The sequence below is a fragment of the Embleya sp. NPDC055664 genome, assembly GCF_053618075.1.
The window spans coordinates 20,395-38,963 of the sequence record NZ_JBSHGZ010000037.1 but is presented as its reverse complement, the minus strand read 5'-3'; the positions used below and the strand labels follow the sequence as shown (position 1 = coordinate 38,963).

Sequence of the window (18,569 nt, the reverse complement as noted above, 5' to 3'; positions counted from 1 at the left end):
AGGGAAGGCGGCAACCGAAGCACCGCCCGGACGGTGGTCGCGGCCCCGTCATCACCCGCCGCGACCCCGTCCCGCCTCTCAGGCCGCCACCCCCGTTCGCTCCGCCGCCGCCCCCCGCGTCCCCGTCTCCACCGTCCGCTCCCGCATCAGGAACGCCACCACCACCGCCGACCCGAGCAGCACCGCCGACCCGGTCCACAGGGCCAGGTGCAGGCCGTCGATGAACGCCGTCGAGGCGGCCTCGCGCACGACCGGCGGCGCCGTACCCAGGTGCCCGATGCCCCCGCCCCCGCCGGACGTGCTCGCGTCGACCACCTTCCGGGCCTGGTCCGGCGGTACGTTCGCCCGATCCAGAAGGTCGCCCAGCCGACTCGACATCCGCGCCGTGAGGACCGCGCCGAGGGCGGCGATGCCGACCACGCCGCCCAGTTCGCGCGCGGTGTTGGAGATCGCCGAGGCCATGCCGGCCCGGGCCGGTTCGACCCGGGACATCACCGCGACCGAGATCGGCGTGAAGCACAGGCCCATGCCGCCACCCAGGAACGGCAACACCCAGCAGAACTCCAGGTACGTCACGTCCTTGCCGTAGAAGGACAGCCCGCCCAGCGCGATCCCGCACATCGTCAGCCCGATCACCAGCGGCAGACGCGGCCCGATCCGGCCCGCCACCCGACCGGAGATCGGCGCCGCGACCATGATCGCCAGGGTCGACGGGAACGACGCGAACCCGGCCTCGGTCGGCGTGTACCCGAGCACGTCCTGGAGGTAGAGGCCGAGGAAGAAGAACGCGCCGAACATCCCGAAGCTGACCGCGAATCCGCCCCACACGGCGGCGCCGATCACCCGGTCGCGCAGGAAGCCGACATCGAGCATCGGTTGGGCGGCCCGCAGTTCGACCACCACGAAGCCGACCAGCGCCACCACGGCCAGTGCGCCGGCGCCCAGTACGCGGGCCGAGGTCCAACCCTCGGCGGGACCCTCGATCAGCGCGAACACCAGCGCGCCGACGGCCGGTACGCCGAGCAGCACGCCCGGCACGTCCAAGCGACCGCGCCGTTCGGCGAACTCCGGGAGCACGAGGGCGCCGATCACGACCCCGGCCACGCCGATCGGCACGTTGATCCAAAACACGCTCGCCCACCCGAACGCGTCCACCAGCGGACCGCCGATCGCCGGTCCGAGCGCCAGCCCCGCACCGGAGACCCCCGACCAGATGCCGATCGCCCGAGCGCGCTCCCGATCGTCGGTGAACACGTGCCGGATGATCGACATGCTGCCCGGCAACAACAGCGCACCGCCGACGCCCTGGACCGCGCGCCCGGCGATCAGCGTCGCCAACGACCCGGCCAGCGCGCACGCCACCGACCCCGCCGTGAAGACGCCGAGGCCGATCAGGAACACCCGGCGCCGGCCGTACCGGTCGCCCAGCGTGCCGCCGGTGAGCAGCAGCGCGGCGAAGACCAGGCTGTAGCCCTCCATCACCCACTGGAGTCCGCTGACCCCGGCGTCGAGATCGCGGTCGATGCTCGGCAGCGCGTTGGACACCACGACGTTGTCGAGCATCGCCACGAACAGCGCCACGCACAGCGTGGCCAGGATCAGCCCCTTGCGCGGCGCGCCGGCCCGATCCGACCCGGATATCGACCCCGCCCCCGACTCGGAGGACTCGTGCGACATGACTCTCCCTAACAGTGTTAGTTGATCCCTAATGGTGTTAGATTGCATCGCCGCGCCCCCCGGCGCAAGAGAATTGATCCGAGCCGCGTCCGAAGCCGGTTCGCGACGCGCCCGAATGCGGAAGAGAATCGACCTGATTCCGAGGGAGGATCGACCGCACGAGGTCGGCGGCAACGCCCTCGGCGGAGTCGACGACGAGGAGTGGGTATGACGGGCAAGGGCCGGGCGCGACCGGACGGCGCGCGCAAGCGGCCGGCGGTGACCCTCGACGCGCTGGTCGAGGCGGGCCTGGCCGTGCTCGAACGCGACGGCCTCGACGCGCTGTCGATGCGCTCGGTCGCGGCCGAACTGGAGGTGCGGGCACCGTCGTTGTACTGGCACGTGCGGGACAAGGAGGAGTTGCTGGACCTGCTCGCCGACGGCCTGCTCGGGCGCGGCGCCCACGAACTGCCGCCGATTCGCGGCGACTGGCGCGTGGATCTGCGCGAACTCGCTTGGTCCTTCCGGAAATTCCTCAAGGACAACCGGGATTCGGTGCGGGTCCTGATGGGTCGTTTCCCGTCCGGTCCCGGGATGGCGCCGGTGATGGAGCATCAGCTCGCCATCCTGGACGACGCGGGCTTCCACCGGCAGGACGCGGCCTACATCACCTATGGCCTGGGCCTGCTGGTGAGCGGATTCGTGTACAGCGAACAGCGCCCGATCAGCGCGGCGGTGGCCGCCGGGCTGCCCATCGGCGAGGCGGTGTCCGCGATCGGCGACACCATCGCCGCGTTCCCGGCTGACATCTACCCGCACCTGGTCGCGGCGGCGCGCGAACTCACCGGCCCGGACATCGACGAGCGCTTCACCTTCGTCCTGGAACGTTTCCTGGACGGCCTGGTCGCGCTGCCGCGCCGCCCGAAAGCCGAGCCGCCGGCAGCCGCCGACGCATGACCGATCGCGACCCCACCCGTCCGCTGCGTCACGATTCGCCCGCCGATCCGCCCCGCCCGTGCGGTGAGTTCACCAGCTATTAACCCGTCCTGTGCCCAACAGGGCGGTATTCGGTGGACGGTGGGGCAGTTCATCCAGGACAATCCGCCGTCGGACCGCCGGCAAGCGATGAGTTTCGGGGCGCCGGACGGTCCGAATCTCGGTATGGCACACAGCAACAACAGCACCGCACGGTTGGCTACGCGCGGTGCTGCGGACAGCCTTGGCCGCGTGTTCTCGAACCCGGCACAGAGCTGAATCCGTGAAGTCGATCGACCGCTGCTTCCGTTCGGAATCAGCCCATCAGCTGGGGGATACATGGACCGGATCAAGGCGCTTGCGGCGTTGCCGTGCGGGCGCCGATCCAAGTGGGTCGTGCTGGCCTTGTGGGTGGTGCTGCTCGTTGCGGCGGCGCCGCTGGCAAGCAAGCTGACCGATGCACAGAACAACGAAGTCTCGTCGTGGCTGCCCGCCGACGCCGAGTCCACGAAGGTGATCAACGAGCAGAAGGACTTCCGCCCCGACACCACGGTGCCGGCCGTGGTGGTCTACGAACGTTCGTCGGGCCTGACCCAGGCGGACCAGGACGCGATCCTCGCCGACCGCACGAAGTTCGGCACCGCCAAGGGCGTGACCGGCAAGATCGAGGACACGAGCTTCGACAAGGACCACAAGGCCGCCCAGATCCTGGTTCCGATCAGCATCAAGGACGGCGGCTGGAACGATCTCGGTGACGCGGTCGACCAGCTCAAGGAAGCCCTGAAGGACAACCCGACGGGCCTGAAGTCGTACGTCACCGGCCCCGCCGGGCTCGGCGCCGACCAGGCCGAGTCGTTCGAGGGCATCGACGGCACACTGCTCTACGCCACCCTCGGCGTGGTGGTGCTGATCCTGCTGTTCACCTACCGCAGTCCCGTCCTGTGGCTGCTCCCGGTGATCTCGGCGGTGGTGGCGCTGTTCAGCGCCCAGGCCGTGGTGTACCTGTTCACCAAGGCCGGCCTGGTCGTCAACGGGCAGAGCGCGGCCATCCTGACCGTGTTGATCTTCGGTGCCGGAACCGACTACGCGCTGCTGCTGATCGCGCGCTATCGCGAGGAGTTGCACCGGTACGAGGACCGGCACGAGGCCATGGCGGCGGCGATGTTCCGCGCCGGACCGGCGATCGTGGCCAGCGCCGCCACCGTCGGCGTCGGCATGTTGTGCCTGATGGCCGCCGAGATGCAGTCCACCAAGGGCCTGGGCCCGGTCTGCGCGCTCGGTGTCCTGGTCGGCCTGATCGCGATGACAACGCTGCTGCCCGCGCTGCTCGTGATCGTCGGCCGCTGGGTGTTCTGGCCGGTGCGTCCGCAGTTCGAGCCGGACGCGATCACGCACGACGAGAAGGGCGTCTGGGCCCGGGTCGGCCGCAAGATCTCCGGCGGTCCCCGCGTGGTGTGGATCATCACCGCGGTCATCCTCGGTGTGATGACCATCGGCCTGACCAACCTCAACGGCGACGGCATCGCCAACAAGGACTCCTTCACCAACAAGCCGCAGTCGATCCACGGCCAGGAGGTGTCGGAGCGCTACTTCCCCGCGGGCTCCGGTGACCCGATCGTGGTGATCGGCAAGGAGTCCACCGCGGCGGCGTTGATCCAGGCCATCCAGGGCACCCCCGGGATCGCTCCGGGCCAGGTGCACCAGACCGGTGCGGTGAACGGCCGGGTCCAGATCGAGGCGACGATGATCGCGTCGCCCGACTCGAAGGCGGCCAACGGCACCGTCGATCGGGTACGCGACTCGGTGCACGGGGTTCCGGACGCCGCGGCCAAGGTCGGCGGCGGTACCGCGACCCGCATGGACATCACCTCGGCGTCCGAACACGACGACATGGTGATCATTCCGCTGATCCTGCTCGTGGTCCTGATCGTGCTCGGCCTGCTGCTGCGGGCGGTGGTGGCGCCGCTGGTGCTGATCGCCACCGTGGTGCTGTCGTTCGCCGCGGCCCTCGGGATCAGCGTGTTCACCTTCGAGCACCTGCTCGGCTTCAAGGGCACGGACGTCGGCTTCCCGCTCTTCGTGTTCGTGTTCCTGGTGGCGCTCGGCATCGACTACAACGTGTTCCTGATGAGCCGGGTCCACGAGGAGTCGAAGCGACACGGCACCCGACGCGGCATGCAGATCGGCCTGGCCGCGACCGGTGGCGTGATCACCTCGGCCGGCCTGGTGCTGGCCAGCACCTTCGCGGTGCTCGGCACGCTGCCGATCGTCGCGTTCGCCGAGATGGGCTTCACCGTCGCGCTCGGCGTGCTCCTGGACACCTTCATCGTGCGCTCGGTCCTGGTCACCGCACTGACCCTGGACATCGGCCGCAAGATCTGGTGGCCGAGCAAGCTGGCCGAACACCCGGAGGAGGACGACCCGGAGCCCGGCGGCGGCGACACCCGCGAGGGCGTACTGGTCGGCTGATCCGGTAGCGCAAGACCGGAGGGTGGTGAGCGGATTTCCCCCGCCCACCACCCTCTTCGCGTTTCTCTGATCGGGTCACGGATCACGGGTCACGGAATCGGCGCGTCGAGGCACGAATACTTGTCGACGGTCGAGGCGATCGGCTTGTAGCTGCTGATCCAGCCCGGGGCCTGGATGGGTATCTGGGGCAGCGATACCTGGATCGCCTCGATCCAGGCGCTGCTGTCCACGTACTCCTTGATGATCCCCGCCAACCGTCGGCAATCGGCGCGATGGCCTTTCGGGAGCCCGATGCCGTAGTGCTGCGGGGCGCCGATGGTCAGGTCGGGGATCACCCGGAATCCGGCTGCCGCATTCAGGTTCGCGTAGCCGTACAAAATGGTCTGATCCGTCGAGACTGCGGTCACCTGACCACTCTGGAGGTCCTCCATGCACGTATGCGCATCGGCCTCGATCAGCAGGTCCACCTTCTGCTTCCGCAACTGTTCCAGCGCGTTCTCCGAGGTGGTCCCCTCCCAGGTGCACACACGCTTGCCGGTGAGGTCCGCCAGCACCTTGATATTCGCGTCGTTCGGGCCGACCAGGAATCCCTGCCGAGTGGTGAGGTAAGGGCCGACGAAATCGATCTGCCTCATACGTTCGGGGGTGATGGAAAAGGATCCGACCACCAGGTCGACCTGGCCGGACCGCAGTTTGGTGATCCGGTCCTTGGAGGACACCTCCGTGGGCGAGATCTCGATCTTCAGTTTCGTTTTGAGCATCGTGGTGAGCAGCACATCGGTACCGGATCGCTGGTACTTGTCCAGGAGCGAGACACCGGGGAGATCGTTGTGCATGCCGACGACGATCAGGGACTTGTCGAAGAATTGCCGGTCGGTGGAATCGTTCGTGCAGGCGACGAGTGTCAGTGCGACGAGCAGCAGGCACGCGACCCGGCGTCGAAGGGTCTTCGTGTTCATCCGGTTCGTTCGTCTCCCTCAGTCGTGCAGGATCGCGGTCGCCACGGATACGTTCATCGCGCAGCCCGGGTCGGTGTGCACCGTCATCGTGGCCTCGACGGTGCTGCGGGATCCGCCGAGCGCGAGGTCGACGGTGGTCCCTCCGGGGATGCCGTCCACCGCGACGGGTCGCCCCGGGCCGGTCAGGAGCAGGTCGAGCCTGGTCTGCGGTACACACGCCTGGGCTCGTTCGTCGGCGTCTCGCACCGCGAGGGTCAGGCGCAGATGGGTACGGCCCGGCGCGCCCTTCACCTTGATGTAGACGCGACCGCCGTCCGGAACCGACATCGCGTGCGCGACCTCGACTCGTCCGGTGACGTCGACCTCGCCGTGCACGCGCAGGTATTCGGTCCACACGAAGGCGGCCATCACGCAGATGAGGGAGACCACGGTGATCGACACCCGCCCCCGCTCGGAGCCCACGAGCGCCAACGCGCGTAGCACGGTGGCCAGGAGGGCGATGCCCATCAGTACGTGGATTCCGGTGAACTGGTCCTCCGGGCCGCCGGGATTGCGGAGCAGGGCCGTGGTCACCAGCGCGATGACCACGCAGAAGGGCGGCAGGCGCCATCTTCGCGAGTCGTCGGCGAAGATGCTGACGATGACGTTGCCCATCACCTGGGCGATGGCGATGGCGCCGCGGCCCTTGGACTCGGCCGACAACCGATCCGGGGGCTCGTCTTCGCCGATTGCCGCTTCCGGCGCGGTGCGTTTGCCGGGTTTCGCGTCCGGGGATTCGTCGGCGTCGGATCTCGCGTTCACGAGCCCTGGACCGGTCCCGGTCGGTATCCGCCGTGGACGTCGCCCACGACCCGCTCGATCGCGATCGCGCCGGGGCCGTAGGCGTGCGCGCCGCCGCCCGATCCGGCTATCGATCGGGCCGCCTGCTCGATGCATCGGGTCAGGGCCGGCGCGCTGAGGTCGCGGGCGTCCAGCCAGGTGCCGATCGCGAGTTCCAATGCCTCCCGGTCGCGCTCGTTCAGACTCGCGATGGCCCGCGTGGCCGGCTCGACGTTGGCCGTGCCCCGGTCGGGGACCCGGTTACGACCCGGAAGGAGCCGACCCAGGAACGCCCGGCCGCGGTGCGCAGCGTCGTCGGCGATCTGCTCCTGGGTCGACGCGAGTACCTGCATTCCCATCGTGGCCGCTGCGGCAGTGACATAGGGGACGATCTGGGCCGCTGCGGCCAGCAGTTCCGTCATCGGGCACTCCGATTCTTGGACGCGATCACGCGCCCGGAAACGCCCTCCCGGGTCGGGAGGGAACGAGGCTGCTTCCCGTATTACCGGGGGTCGACGGCTTTTTGGCGGAACTCGCCCGATTCCTCACCAGGCGTCGATCGCGCACCTCGCCGCGGCGGGTCGTGCGTAAACCGGCTCGTCACTCCCGTGGTGTCGAGTGTGCTGCATGCCGCGGCCCGCGGGGCGAAAACGGGAAAATTCTCCGCGCGGAAAGGAGGTTGGTCGATGAGCGGGGGCGGGAGCCGGTTCGGCGCGCGGGGTTGCCCCGGTGAGCGGACCGGGCTCGGGCCTACGCCCGGGCGCGCAGCGCCTCCGTGAACCATGCGAAGACCGGGGCCGCGCTGGGCCGGGTGGGCCAGCCGTTGATGATGCCGAGCAGGGTCCAGTAGCGTTCCGCGCGCGGGTCGTTGCCCACCTCCATCCGCTCCACCAGCGATGCGACGAAGGCCGCGTCGGCCGGGCGGCCGAAGGCCGTCGCATAGGCCGCGATCAGCTCGGTGACCACCGGCTCGGCCGCGGTCGAGGTCGGCTCGATCCCGGCCGCGCGGGCCGCCTCGACACGCTCCCGGGTGAGTTCGGACAGCCGCTCGTAGGTGCCCTGGGGCAGCTCGTTCGGGCGGTCGCGCGCCTGGTACTCCGCCATTCGCCGGATCGACGCGCGGAAGTCGGGGTCGGTGACCAGTTCGCCGAGGTCGACCCACGCCTCCAACTGCTCCTGGGTCGGATCGTCCGGCAGGCTCGGCAGCCCGCAGCGCATCCGGGCCAGGAAGTCCGGGTCCACGTCCAGGTCGGCGAAGGTCGCGTCGAGGAAGTCGGTGATCAGCTTCCGGCGTTCCTCGTCGGACAGTCGGGCGAGTTTGTGCATCAGATTCATCTCCTCGGGACTCGAACCCCGCCCGGCCACCGCGCGCAGTACGGCCCGACGCAATCGCAGCGTCTCGATCTGCGTGTCCAGCGCCCGCGCGTGTGCGTCGGCGACCTCGGCGACGGTGACCTCGCGGGCCAACACCCGTTGGATGGTCGCCAGGTCGACGTCGAGGTCGCGCAGCGTGCGCACGAGTTCGAGACGGGCCAGTGCGTCGACGTCGTACAGCCGGTAGCCGGCGGGACTTCGTCGGGTGGGCGGCACGACCCCCGCGTCCGCGTAGAACCGGATCGTGCGGACCGACAGACCGGTCCGTCGAGCCAGGTCGCCGATCGAATACAGGGGCGCGCCGTCCATGTCCCTCACCGTGCCGTCTCCACCCGGTGGAGACTCAAGTCCGAACCCCGAGGGTATGGCCGCCGAGGCCGGGCCGGATCGGCACCCGGCCCCCGTCCCCCGGCCCCGGACCGGATCAGCCCTTGAGCCCGATCCGGTCCATCAGCACCATGCCGTCGTTGCTCAACACCATGCCCACCACCGTCGACCGGTGGAACGCGGTGACCACCGACGACTGGTACGTCCACAGCGGTGCGTCCTGCTTCAGCTGCGCGGCGACCGCGGTGTAGGCGGCCTTGCGCTGCGCCGGGTCGTTGGTCGTCCGGGCCCGGTCCAGGTTCTGGTCGACGGTGGGGTTCGCGTACAGCAGGTAGTTGTTCGGGCTGGTGCTGTAGAGGTTCACGTACAGCCCGGGCTCGGCATCCGAGAGGTAGTAACTGAACATCGCCGCCTGGTAGTTCTTGTTGATCACGATGTCGGTCTGGAACGCGGCGATCGGCATCGGCGCGATCTTGACCGCGATGTTCCGCAGCGCGCGGAGCGAGGTCATGATGTATTCGGCGGTCCGCTGCGCGTTGGCGTTCTGCGGGATGGAGTAGGTGAAGTCGAGCGGCTTGCCCTCCGCGGCCAACTCGTCGAGCAGCCGCTGCGCCTCCGCACGGTCGGTGCGCTGGACGGTCTCGGTGCCCGCGTCCACGAGCGGGCTCTCCGGCGGGAAGATGCTGTGCGTGGGTGTGCCGTTGCCGCTGAACGAGATCTTGTTCACCTCGTCCGCGTCGAGGGCGAGTTGCACCGCACGCCGGGCGCGCACGTCGTCGAACGGCGCGCGCTTGTTGTTGAAGTAGATCGACTCGCCGCCGATGATCGTGACGATCTTGGTCTCCAGGCCCTTCTGCCTGGCCTTGACCGGGTCCTCGGCGTTGACCGAGACCTTCATGTCGGCGCCGCCGGAGTAGACCGTCTCCAGGCCCTGGGTGCTGTCCTGGATGACCTTGAACACCACGGTGTCGGCGTACGGCTTGGCGGTGCCCTGCCAGTAGCCGCGGTTCTTGACGAAGGTGATGTGGTCGCCGGTGGTCCACTCCTTGAAGGTGTACGGGCCGGCGCCGACGGGGTTGCGGGCGAAGCCGGCCGGGTCCTTGCGGTACGCGGTGGGGGAGACGATGAACGACAGGTTCGAGGCCACGATGTGGTCGAAGTTGGCGTTCGGGCCGGTCAGGGTGATCTTCAGGGTGGTGGGATCGACCACCTCGGTCGCCTTGACCGCCGCGATCGTGCCCGCCTGATACGACTTGCGCGCCGGCGCGGCGTGCTCGTCCCAGGTGAACTTGACCGCCGCCGCGTCGTACGGGGTGCCGTCGGAGAACTTGACGTTCGGCTTGAGCTTGAGCGTCCAGGACGCGTTGCCCGGGTCCGGGGTCAGGCTCTCGCCGATCTGCGGCATCACCTTGCCGGTCTTGGCCTCGTGCCAGAACAGCGAGTCGTAGACCGCGTTGAGCCGGCTGTTGTCGGTGTACGAATTGCTCAGCGCGCCGAACGGGTCCATCGAGCGCATGTCGCTCGCCATCGCCACGGTCAGCGTGCCGCCGGGCTTGGGCGCCACCGTGGAGGTGTCCGCGTCCTTGCCCGCCGCGTCGTCACCGCCGCCGCACGCGCCGAGCACCAGACAGGCGGCGACGGCGGGGACCACGGTGCGCACGATTCGCCCGACGGGCGCGCCCGCTCGGGCGCCGGGGCGGGCGGGGCCGGGATGCTCACGTGCGATGTCCATGCGTGCGCCTCGTTTCGCTCGGTGCCTCGACCCCTTAGGGGCGGTCGGAGGCGGAGCGTAATCGAAGCGGCGAACGATCTTTGTCGCGCTTTTTCGGGTAGTGATGGACGTTTCGCCGTATGCATGGGGTGAGTTGCCCGCCGGACGGGAGCCCTCGTCCGCCGACGAGGGCTCCCGTGACGGTGTGTCAGCGGATGAAACTGACGGTGCGTCAGTATCGGACTGGCGGTGCGTCAGCGGATCGGGCGCAGGGTCTTGCTCCACAGGACGGTGGACGTGGCATCCCGCAGATTGACCGTCAGGTTGCCCGACGGACCGTCGATCTCGACCTCGCCGAAGTGCTGGAAACCCTCCAGCGGCGAGAAGTTCGCGCGCGGCGGGGCGTGCACGAACTCGGCCTTCGGGCCGAAGGTGCCGTCCAGCGCGTTCGGGCCGAACGCGCCCGCGTTCAGCGGGCCCGAGACGAACTCCCAGAACGGGTCGAAGTCCTGGAACGCGGCCCGCGACGGGTCGTAGTGGTGCGCCGCCGTGTAGTGCACGTCGGCGGTCAGGAACACGATGCCCCGAACACCCCGGCGCTGCGCGGTGCGCAGGACCGTGGCGAACTCCATCTCCCGACCCAGCGGCTTGCCGGGATCGCCCTGCGCGACACCCTCCTGCGCATTGGCGCCGTCCGGCACCACCAGGCCCAGCGGCAGGTCGTTGGCGATCACCTTCCACGTGGCCCGACTGCGCGAAAGACCCTCGATCAGCCACTCGCGCTGCCGGTCGCCGAGCATGCCGCGCCTGGGGTCGGCGTAGCGGTTGTCGTCGTTGCGGTCCTTGTACGTGCGCATGTCCAGGACGAACACGTCCAGGTGCCGGCCGAAGGACAACTTGCGGTACACCCGGTCGTCGCCGATCGGCACCCACTCGCGAAACGCCTGCTTGGCCCGCGCGGCGAGCACGTCGATGCGCTTCTCGGTGTAGCGCGCGTCGTCGAGGATCTGGCCCGGGTACCAGTTGTTGCGCACCTCGTGGTCGTCCCACTGGTTGATCTGGGCGACCTCGGCGGTGAACGCGCGGTAGTTGCGGTCCAGCAGGTTGTACGCGAACTGGCCGCGGTACTCGGTCAGCGACTCGGCGACCTTGGACTTCTCCGGGGTGACCACGTTGCGCCAGATCCGGCCGTCGGGCAGCTTGACGCTCTCCACCAGCGGGCCGTCGGAGTAGACGGTGTCGCCGCTGTGCAGGAAGAAGTCCGGGCGCAGCCGGCGCATCTGCTCGAAGATGGTCATCCCGCCCAGGTCGGGGTTGCTGCCCCAGCCCTGGCCGACACAGTCGCCCGACCACAGGAAGCGCACATCGGAGCGGCTGTGCTCGTGCGGCGCGGTGACCAGCGAGCCGGTGATCGCCTCGCCGGCCGCGCCGCGCTCGCCCTCGACCCGGACCCGGTAGTGGATCCGCTTGCCCGCCGGCAGATCGCGCAGCCGGACCCGACCGGTCAGGTCGCCGTCGGGGGTCAGCCACGGGCCGCGGACGCGGCAGGCGTCGCGCAGGTCGGGCCGGGTGCCGTACTCGACGATCAGTCGACCGGGCGAGTCGGCGCGGCCCCACACGATCGCGGAGGACGCGGTGACGTCGCCGCTCTGCACGCCGTGGCTCAGCGCGGGCCGGCCGGACGCGACGAAGGCGGGCGCGTCCGACGTCGAGGCCGAGGCGGAACCGGCGCCCAGGACGGGGGCGATCGCCAGGCCGGCGCCGACGACGGAGCCGGTACGCAGGAGGGTCCTTCTGTCCACTGATGTCATGGACATGTGTGTAGTGGCGTCGGGCGAAGCGGGGGCGAACGCCGGCTTGACGGTTCGTCAAGACTGGTCGGCGGGCCGGGGGCGGATCCGCCCGCCGGCCTGCGGTCGAGGAGGCGGCCGGTGCGGGGGCGGCGGCTCGCCCGGGTCCTTCCGGGGGGTGATCGTGGTCAAGTCGGTCGGCCGCGCGGCCGATACCTCCGACGACGTGCCCACGTTCCGGAGGAGACCCACTCGTGCCCTCGCTCGCCCGTGTCGCCGCCCCCCTCGCCGCCGCCGGCCTCGTGCTCACCGGGCTCGCCGCGCCCACCGCGCATTCGGCGCCGGCCGCGCCGACGTCGAGCTATGCGGCGCTGGGCGACTCGTACAGTTCGGGGGTGGGCGCGGGCGACTACCTGCCCGGCGGCGGCGACTGCAAGCGCAGCGCCAACGCGTACCCCTCGCTGTGGCATCGGGCGCACCCGGCGGCGGAGTTCGCCTTCGCCGCCTGCTCCGGCGCGACCACCGCGCAGGTGCTGGGCGGGCAGACGTCCGTGTTGAACGCCGACACCACGCTCGTGACGATCAGCGTCGGTGGCAACGACGTCGGCTTCGCCGACACGATCCGTACGTGTGTGCTCGGCGCCGATCGGGACTGCGCGGACGCGGTGGCGACGTCGACGGCGTATACGCGCGACCGGCTGCCGGCCGACCTGGACGCCACCTACGCGCGGATCCGGCTGCTCGCGCCGCATGCGCGGCTGGTGGTGCTCGGGTATCCGCGCCTGTTCGAGTTGGGCGGTTGCCTGTTCGGGCTGAGCGAGGCCAAGCGGCGGGTGCTGGACGAGGCGGCCGACGTCCTGGACGAGACGACGGCCGGGCGCGCGGCGGCGGCCGGCGCGGACTTCGCGGACGTACGGGACCGGTTCGCCGGCCATGGGGTCTGCGGGGCCGACGAGTGGCTGCACGGAGTGACGTTGCCCCTGGACGAGTCGTACCACCCGACCGCGACGGGGCAGGCGAAGGGGTATCTGCCGGGGTTGGTCGCGGTGGCGGGGTGAGCCGGGCGCGGCCCGCGTGTGGTTCAGGTCGGGCCCTCGGTCAACACCTCGCCGAGCGCGGTGCGTTGGTAGCGGACCGAGCGGCCCACGCGCAGGCCGGTGATCAGCCGGGCGCGGCGTAGTACGGCCAGGTGGTCGCCGACGGTGCCCAGGGGTAGGTTCAGCCGGGCGGCGAGTTGGGTGGTGGTGGCCGGGATGTGCAACGCGCGCAGGATCAGCGCGCGCGTGCCGCCGAGCAGGTCGGCCAGCGCCGCGTCGTCGGAGGGGGCCGGGGCGCCCAGGAGTTCGGCTACGCCGCGCGCGGGATAGACGATGGCGTACGGCCACGGCGGCTCCACGTAGGCGATGCTCGCGCCGAACGCCGAGGGCACGAACAACAACCCCGCGCCGCCGAGCACGATCGTGCCGTTGTCCTGGTGGCCGGCCACCTCGATCGTGCCCTCGTCGTGCCAGCGCAGCCGGGGCGACAGGTCGCTCAGCGCGGCGCCCCAGCCGTAGGTGGTCAACCGCCCGGCGGTGCGCACCAGATCGTGCTGCAACACCGCGTGCAGCGCCGGCCACTCCGGTTCGAGCAGCGTGGTCCACGCCGCCTCGATCGCGTCCGCGAGCCGCGCGACCACGTCGGGTGCCTCGAACAGCGCGCGCGCCGCAGCCGACGGCGGGCGCATCCCGGCCAGGTTGCGCGCCAGCTCGCCCCGGGCCCGGTCGAGCGGGGTGGCCCGTACCGCGGCGAGTTCGTCCCCGATGCCGGTCGGTATCCCCGCCGGCGGCGGGTGCAGGAAGTCGGCGTTGTAGGCGCCGCGCCGATACAGCGAGGTCATCGCGGCGACCGCCGCCATCTCCCGGCGCAGCCGCTCGTACGCGGGCCGCAGCCGCTCGATCCACGGCCGCAGCGGCCCGGCGTTATGACTGCCCGCGAGGGTTCGCAACACCAATACGGTCTCGCCCAGCGGGGAGATCGCGAACCTGCTGCGCGCCACGTCGGCCGGCCCGACCTCGATCCTGAGCACCCGACACCTCCCGCCCGCAGCCTCCCAGGTTTCGGCCTGTGCCGAAAGCTTGGCCCACGCCCGGCGCGCCTCGGCAGGCTCGCCGCATGATCGGTGACGACGTCAGACCGGCGACCTACCGCGAGATCTTCGCGGTGGGCGCCTTCCGGGTGCTCTTCGGTTCCTACGTACTCCTGCTGATCGGCGACACCGTGCGGATGCTCGCGCTCGCGGTGCTCGTCTACGAACGCACCGGCTCTCCGGCGCTGTCCGCGCTCGCGTATGTGGCGGGATTCGTGCCGCAGGCGTTCGGCGGGGCGCTGTTGCTCTCGCTGACCGACCGGCTGCCGGTGCGGGCGGCGATGGCGGGCTACGACCTGATCCGCTGCGTCATGGCGCTGGTGCTCGCGGTCGACGTGTTGCCCGTGTGGGCGGTGTTGGCGCTGCTCGCGAGCGTCGGCCTGGTCAGCCCGGTCGCGGGTGCGGCCCGGCAGCGCATCCTGCCCGAACTGCTGCACGGTGACGCCTATGTGCTGGGCCGCTCGGTGTTCGGGGTGACGGCCGGGGCGATGCAGGTGCTCGGGTACGCGGTCGGCGGGGTGTTGCTGGCGCTGGTCGGGCCGGGCGGTGCGCTGGTGTTCGCCGGGGTCGTGGCGCTGGTGTCGGCGGTGGTGGTGCGCTTCGGGCTGGCGCGCGAGACGGCGGCGCAGGGGGACGGGGCTGAGGCGGGCGGCGACGGCGGGCCGGCGCCTCGGCCCGAGGGCACGATACGGGCGACGTGGCGGGTCAATCGCGAACTGCTCGCCGATCCGGTCGTGCGCGGGCTGCTGCTGGCGCAGTGGGTGCCGGCGAACCTGATCGTGGCCGCCGAGGGGGTGATCGTGCCGTACGCGCCCGATCACGCGGGGCTGTTGTACGGCTCGGCCGCCGCCGGGATGTTGCTCGGCAATCTGCTCGTGGGGCGCTTCGTCCGGCCGGCCCGACGGGAGCGGCTGGTGCCGTGGCTGGCGCTCCAACTCGGTATCCCGCTGCTGTTCGTCGCCGCGAGCCCGCCGGTGGCGGTGACGGCCGCGCTGTTCGTGCTCTCCAACGCGGGCTTCGCCTACCAACTCGGCCTGCAACGCCGGTTCCTGGCCGCAGTCCCGAAGGCGGGCACCGGGCAGGCGATGGGGCTGGCGATGACCGGGACGATGACCCTCCAGGGCGTGAGTATGGCCGGCGCCGGAGCCCTGGCCGGGGTGTTCGACCCTGGGCATGTGATCGCGCTGTCCGGCGTGGCGACGATCGTCGGGACGGCCATGGTGTGGCGGATGTTGCGGCCCGGGGACGTGCCGGCGGCGCAGGCCGCGGTGGTGTGAACGGCCGGTGGGGGACTGGTCCGACTTCTGCGCGGCTTTGCGCGGCTTCGCGCGGCGAAATCGCCTTCGGGATGTCGATCCGACATTCTGTGCGCCGGGATGTCGAGAACGGTCGGCCGACTCCGACCCGGATACGAGCGGCCCGCAGGGGCCGACGCAGTGCACGCACGAGGAGCGAAGTCATGAAGTTCATGTTGCTGATCTACAACCGCCCGGGTTTCGTGGAGGAGCTGTCCGAGGCCGAGCGCAACGAGCTGTTCGGCGAGGTCGGCACGATCATGGCCGAGCTGACCGCGTCCGGTGAACTGCTCGGCGGCGAGGCGCTCGCCGACCCGACGCAGACCAAAACGGTCCGGACGCGGGACGGGGTGCCGGCGGTCACCGACGGTCCGTTCATGGAGGCCAAGGAGCACTTCGCGGGCTATCTCCTCGTCGAGTGCGAGAGCACCGAGCGGGCCACCGACATCGCCGCCCGCTGGCCGGACGCCAAGCGGTGGGCGATGGAGGTACGGCCGGTGATGTCCGAGTCGGGGACGGAGATGTGAGCATGGACGCGCCCGCCGAGGACCTGCTGCGGGAATTGGCCCCGCAGGTCCTCGGTGTGCTCGTCCGCCGACACGGCCAGTTCGACGCGTGTGAGGACGCCGTACAGGAGGCGCTGCTCGCGGCGACCGTGCAGTGGCCGGTGGACGGGCTGCCCGATCATCCGTTCGGGTGGTTGCTCACCGTGGCCGATCGGCGGTTGATCGACCACTGGCGCAGCGAACGTGCCCGGCGCAACCGCGAGGAGCGGCTCGCCGCCCAGGCGCCGGCCGACGAGCACGTGGCGCCCGCGCCCGACGGGGAGCCGACCGGCGCCCACGACGACGCGTTGACCCTGCTGTTCCTGTGCTGCCATCCCGCGCTGTCGGGGGCCTCGCAGGTGGCGCTGACGCTGCGCGCGGTCGGCGGCCTGACCACGGCGCAGATCGCCGACGCCTTCCTGGTCCCCGAGGCCACCATGGCGCAGCGGATCAGCCGGGCCAAGCAGCGGATCAAGGCGGCCGGCGGCCGATTCGGCACCCCCGCCGGGCCCGAGGCGATCGAGCGGCTCCGGGCGGTGCTGCATGTGCTGTACCTGATCTTCAACGAGGGCTACACCGCCAGTTCGGGCCCCGACCTGCACCGCACCGACCTGACCGCCGAGGCGATCCGGCTCACCCGGGCGATACACCGGCTGCGGCCGGACGACGGCGAGATCGCCGGGCTACTGGCGCTGATGTTGCTCACCGACTCGCGGCGGGCCGCGCGGACCGGCGCCGACGGCGCGCTGATCCCGCTGGCCGAGCAGGATCGGACCCGCTGGCATGCCGAATCCATCCGCGAGGGCACGGACCTGGTCACCGACGCGCTCACGTGGGGGCCGCCGGGGCCGTACCAGGTCCAGGCCGCGATCGCCGCGGTGCACGCCGAGGCGGCGCGCGCCGAGGATACCGACTGGCCGCAGATCCTCGCGCTGTACCGGCTCCTCGCCCACCTGTCGCCGGGGCCGATGGTCACCCTGAACCAGAGCGTCGCGGCGGCGATGGTGCACGGCCCGCAGGCCGGCCTGGACCTGCTCGACACGCTGGCGGGGGACGAGCGCATGGCCGGCCGGCACCGGGTCTGGGCGGTACGGGGCCACCTGCTCGAACTGGCCGGGGACCGCGAGGCGGCCCGGGAGGCGTACCGCGAGGCGGCCCGCCGCACCACGAGCCTGCCGGAGCGCCGCTACCTGGAGATACGCGCGGCACGGGTGGGCGAGGGCGCCTGAAGAACTTCCGGGGGGATTTTTCGTCGTCGATGTCGAGAACGTGTCGCCGGGTCCGACCTCACCATGAGAACAGCGGAAACGGCCGGAATCCCCCGATCCCCCGCCCTCCGATCCTCCCAGGGAGCACCTCATGCGCAAGATCCTCTACATGGTCCACCAGTCGGTCGACGGTTACATCGAGGGCCCCAACGGTGAGTTCGACTGGCCGACGATGGGTCCGGAGCTGTCCGACTTCGGGCAGACCATCAACGAAGGGGTCGACACGTTCCTGTACGGCCGCGTGGTGTGGGAGATGATGGCCGGCTACTGGCCGATCGTCGAGACCATCTCCACCCATCCGCACGACCTGCGGTTCGCGCCGGTCTGGCGGGCCACCCGCAAGGTCGTGGTCTCGACCACGCTGAAGCAGGCGGAGCACGGCGCCGAGGTGATCGGCGCGAACGTGGCCGCGGACGTCGCCGCGCTCAAGGCCGAGCCCGGCAAGGACATCCTGCTGAGCGGCGGCGCGGGACTGGCCAATACGCTCACCGAACTGGGCCTGATCGACGAGTACGCGCTCTTCGTGCACCCGGTGATCCTGGGCGGCGGCAAGCCGGTCTTCCGGAACGACGACGTGCGTCGTGGGCTGCGCCTGGTCGATACGCGAACCTTCGACGCCGGTGTGGTCATGGTGCGCTACGCGCGCGTCGAGAGCTGACCGGGTCGAGCCCGGGATTACGGGGGTGTCCCGGGCTCGCGCCTCAGACCCGGCCGGCCGCCCGGTCGGCGAGCCAGTCGTCGAACGCGGACCGGGCCTCGTCGGCGTCCTGCTTGGTCAACGGGCGGTTTTGGTGGGTGATTTCGAGGTGTACGCCGTTGGGGTCGAAGCAGTAGACGGAGTACCAGACGCCCTCGTGGTCGATCGGGCCGCGCACCTCGACGCCGTGTCGGCGGATCTGCTCGGCCATCGCGTCGACCTCGGCGGGTGAGTCGACGGCGAGCGCGACGTGCCGAGTCCACCACTCCAGGCCGTCGGGGACCGGCTCGTACTCCTTGGCCACGTCGAAGAACGCGATGCACTCGCCGCTCGCGAGCGCGTAGAAGACGTGCAGGAACGGCGGGGTGACCTCGCCGCTGCTGGTGGTCCGGGACTCCTCGCGGACCGCGCCCGCGAGTTCGGCGCCGACCGCCTCGGTCCAGAAGCGGTGCGTCGCGGCCAGATCCCGGGTCTGGTAGGCGAGGTGATTCATCGCCACGGGTACTGCCATGGTGTGCTCCCGTCCGGTCGAGCTGTGGGCAACTCCCGTACATCA

16 protein-coding genes are annotated in these 18,569 nt (G+C 70.6%); 7 read left to right on the top strand and 9 right to left on the bottom strand.

Annotated features, from left to right (window positions below):
- Positions 1-78: 78 nt before the first annotated feature.
- Complete coding sequence (locus ACWGR4_RS38890; RefSeq protein ID WP_452130927.1) at positions 79-1,677, bottom strand: MFS transporter; 1,599 nt, start codon at positions 1,675-1,677, stop codon at positions 79-81.
- Between the two features lie 207 nt (positions 1,678-1,884).
- On the opposite strand from ACWGR4_RS38890, the gene ACWGR4_RS38885 reads away from it, so the two are divergent.
- Positions 1,885-2,613 (top strand): TetR/AcrR family transcriptional regulator, encoded by a 729-nt coding sequence (locus ACWGR4_RS38885; protein WP_452130926.1) that lies wholly within the window; start codon positions 1,885-1,887, stop codon positions 2,611-2,613.
- Between the two features lie 357 nt (positions 2,614-2,970).
- Positions 2,971-5,100: an MMPL family transporter gene (locus tag ACWGR4_RS38880; protein WP_452130925.1), complete on the top strand. Its 2,130-nt coding sequence runs from the start codon at positions 2,971-2,973 to the stop codon at positions 5,098-5,100.
- An 89-nt stretch (positions 5,101-5,189) separates the two neighbouring features.
- Here ACWGR4_RS38880 and ACWGR4_RS38875 read toward each other — a convergent pair whose 3' ends face one another.
- The 6 genes from ACWGR4_RS38875 to ACWGR4_RS38850 form a co-directional block, all read right to left on the bottom strand.
- Entirely contained in the window at positions 5,190-6,059 is an 870-nt protein-coding gene (locus ACWGR4_RS38875) for a transporter substrate-binding domain-containing protein (protein WP_452130924.1), read from the bottom strand.
- An 18-nt stretch (positions 6,060-6,077) separates the two neighbouring features.
- Positions 6,078-6,860, bottom strand: a complete 783-nt coding sequence (locus tag ACWGR4_RS38870; RefSeq protein WP_452130923.1) for a hypothetical protein — start codon at positions 6,858-6,860, stop codon at positions 6,078-6,080.
- Positions 6,857-7,300 (bottom strand): hypothetical protein, encoded by a 444-nt coding sequence (locus ACWGR4_RS38865; protein WP_452130922.1) that lies wholly within the window; start codon positions 7,298-7,300, stop codon positions 6,857-6,859. Before ACWGR4_RS38865 ends, ACWGR4_RS38870 begins: the two co-directional genes overlap by 4 nt.
- A gap of 328 nt (positions 7,301-7,628) precedes the next feature.
- Entirely contained in the window at positions 7,629-8,561 is a 933-nt protein-coding gene (locus ACWGR4_RS38860; protein ID WP_452130921.1) for a MerR family transcriptional regulator, read from the bottom strand.
- 115 nt (positions 8,562-8,676) lie between these two features.
- Positions 8,677-10,311, bottom strand: a complete 1,635-nt coding sequence (locus ACWGR4_RS38855) for an ABC transporter substrate-binding protein (protein ID WP_452130920.1) — start codon at positions 10,309-10,311, stop codon at positions 8,677-8,679.
- A gap of 233 nt (positions 10,312-10,544) precedes the next feature.
- Positions 10,545-12,101, bottom strand: coding sequence for an alkaline phosphatase D family protein (locus tag ACWGR4_RS38850; protein ID WP_380003608.1), 1,557 nt, complete (start codon positions 12,099-12,101; stop codon positions 10,545-10,547).
- Positions 12,102-12,334: 233 nt separating this feature from the next.
- Here ACWGR4_RS38850 and ACWGR4_RS38845 point away from each other — a divergent pair, with 233 nt between their 5' ends.
- Complete coding sequence (locus tag ACWGR4_RS38845) at positions 12,335-13,138, top strand: SGNH/GDSL hydrolase family protein (protein ID WP_380003609.1); 804 nt, start codon at positions 12,335-12,337, stop codon at positions 13,136-13,138.
- A 23-nt stretch (positions 13,139-13,161) separates the two neighbouring features.
- Here ACWGR4_RS38845 and ACWGR4_RS38840 read toward each other — a convergent pair whose 3' ends face one another.
- Positions 13,162-14,148, bottom strand: coding sequence for a DUF5937 family protein (locus tag ACWGR4_RS38840; protein ID WP_380003610.1), 987 nt, complete (start codon positions 14,146-14,148; stop codon positions 13,162-13,164).
- 86 nt (positions 14,149-14,234) lie between these two features.
- On the opposite strand from ACWGR4_RS38840, the gene ACWGR4_RS38835 reads away from it, so the two are divergent.
- From ACWGR4_RS38835 to ACWGR4_RS38820, 4 genes are all read left to right on the top strand, one after another.
- The gene (locus tag ACWGR4_RS38835; RefSeq protein ID WP_452130919.1) at positions 14,235-15,485 is read left to right on the top strand and encodes an MFS transporter; all 1,251 of its coding nucleotides are present in this window, start codon (positions 14,235-14,237) and stop codon (positions 15,483-15,485) included.
- Between the two features lie 182 nt (positions 15,486-15,667).
- Positions 15,668-16,030 (top strand): YciI family protein, encoded by a 363-nt coding sequence (locus ACWGR4_RS38830; protein ID WP_380003612.1) that lies wholly within the window; start codon positions 15,668-15,670, stop codon positions 16,028-16,030.
- 2 nt (positions 16,031-16,032) lie between these two features.
- Positions 16,033-17,277, top strand: a complete 1,245-nt coding sequence (locus ACWGR4_RS38825; RefSeq protein ID WP_380003613.1) for an RNA polymerase sigma factor — start codon at positions 16,033-16,035, stop codon at positions 17,275-17,277.
- Positions 17,278-17,407: 130 nt separating this feature from the next.
- Complete coding sequence (locus ACWGR4_RS38820) at positions 17,408-17,974, top strand: dihydrofolate reductase family protein (protein ID WP_380003614.1); 567 nt, start codon at positions 17,408-17,410, stop codon at positions 17,972-17,974.
- Between the two features lie 43 nt (positions 17,975-18,017).
- On the opposite strand, the gene ACWGR4_RS38815 is transcribed toward ACWGR4_RS38820, so the two are convergent.
- Positions 18,018-18,524: a VOC family protein gene (locus ACWGR4_RS38815; RefSeq protein WP_452130918.1), complete on the bottom strand. Its 507-nt coding sequence runs from the start codon at positions 18,522-18,524 to the stop codon at positions 18,018-18,020.
- Positions 18,525-18,569: the final 45 nt, after the last annotated feature.